This window comes from Microcystis sp. M49636_WE2, assembly GCF_030065375.1.
Classification (GTDB): Bacteria; Cyanobacteriota; Cyanobacteriia; order Cyanobacteriales; family Microcystaceae; genus Microcystis; species Microcystis aeruginosa_C.
Genome location: NZ_JASJFG010000018.1, coordinates 1 through 1,410, shown reverse-complemented (window position 1 = coordinate 1,410; position 1,410 = coordinate 1). Strand labels below are relative to the sequence as shown.

Annotated in this window: 2 protein-coding genes; one reads left to right on the top strand and one right to left on the bottom strand. The window is 44.8% G+C overall.

The window, feature by feature from the left end:
• Positions 1–195 carry a 50S ribosomal protein L33 gene (gene rpmG, locus PX484_RS00380; protein ID WP_002734724.1) on the bottom strand — a complete coding sequence of 65 codons (195 nt, stop codon included), beginning with the start codon at positions 193–195 and terminating at the stop codon, positions 1–3.
• A gap of 176 nt (positions 196–371) precedes the next feature.
• On the opposite strand from rpmG, the gene PX484_RS00375 reads away from it, so the two are divergent.
• Positions 372–1,410, top strand: a 1,039-nt coding sequence (locus PX484_RS00375) for a DUF697 domain-containing protein (protein ID WP_288102638.1), incomplete at its 3' end; no start/stop codon positions are given.

The following is a 1,410-nucleotide window of genomic DNA, read 5'->3' as shown; positions in this document are numbered from 1 at the left end:
TTACTTAATTTCCTTGTGGACGGTGTGCTTATTGCAGTGGGGACAGTATTTCTTGATTTCCAGTCTGCCGGTGGTATTGCGACGGTTTTTGCTGGTGGTGTAGCGAGAAACGCCGGGGGTACGCTTATCGGGATTACTGCGGCATTCCGTGCATTCTACAGTGATGATCAGGCGAACGCCTTTTTTACTAGCCATAACAACAGGGGATCGGGTAAATTTACACGCAATCGATCATTATGACATATCTAGGGCCTTTTAGGCAAGAGCGGCCGGGACGAACCAGGGGAATTGTCGGCTAAAAAGTTGAGTTTGGGATGAAATCCAGCACAAAAAAGCTAGAATAATCACAGCAGTTGGCGAGGATGAGGAAAATGACGGTAAGATTGGGTAAACCGATTTTAGTGACGGGGATAGGCATTACCATCGCTTTCACCCTGGGGGAAACTCTCAATAGTACAGTGAGCGAAGTCGGTTCCTGGGGTATTTTAGGTGCGTTTGCTCTTGGCGCTGGTATCTGGTTCTGGCAAAAACCCAACGCGAAAATCGATTTTTCCCCTCCCACTCCCCTGAGTCTAGAAAAGGTTAAACAAGCGATTACCAAGGCCGAGAAGATAATTAATTATCTGGCCAAAGAAGACCCCCATCAAGACTTAACCCCACTCAAAACCACTTTAACCCAATTAAACCAAGAATTTAGTCGCCAAGACCTGAAAATTGCCATTACCGGTGCTAGAAAAACTGGTAAAACTGCCTTAAAAAAACTACTAGAAACCGGCAACTTTGGAGAATCTATCGCTTTTCTGGAAACGGAACCCCTTCTGACTCTCGACTGCACCGCTAACCAGCAAAAGTCCCTAGCAGCCGACTTAGTTTTGTATCTTATCAATGGGGATTTAACCGATTCCGAATGGCAAATCCTCCAGCAATTCGATCGAATGCACCAGCGTGTTATTCTGTTACTGAATAAACAGGATCGTTTACCCGCCGAAACCAGAGAAGAAATACTCCTTTCCCTGAAACAAAGACTAAAAGAAACTATTCCCGCTCATCATATTTTAGCCATAGCCGCTGCCCCTGAACCCCTAAAAGTTCGTCAACATCAAAGCAATGGAGAAATCAAGGAATGGACGGAACCTCAAACGGTAGTTATCGATCCTTTAGATAATCATCTCCGAAAAATTATCGAACAAGAAAAGTCCGAATTAGTTCTGGGAACTATCTGGAGACAAGCGCTAGAATTAGCCAAGGAAACCAAACAATTACTCAATCAATCCCGACGCAAAAAGGCTTTACCTGTTATCGAACAATACCAATGGATAGCCGCTACTGCCACTTTTGCTAATCCTCTCGCGGCCCTAGATTTAGTTTTAGCGGCAGCTACTAACGCTCAAATGTTAGTGGATTTAGGGG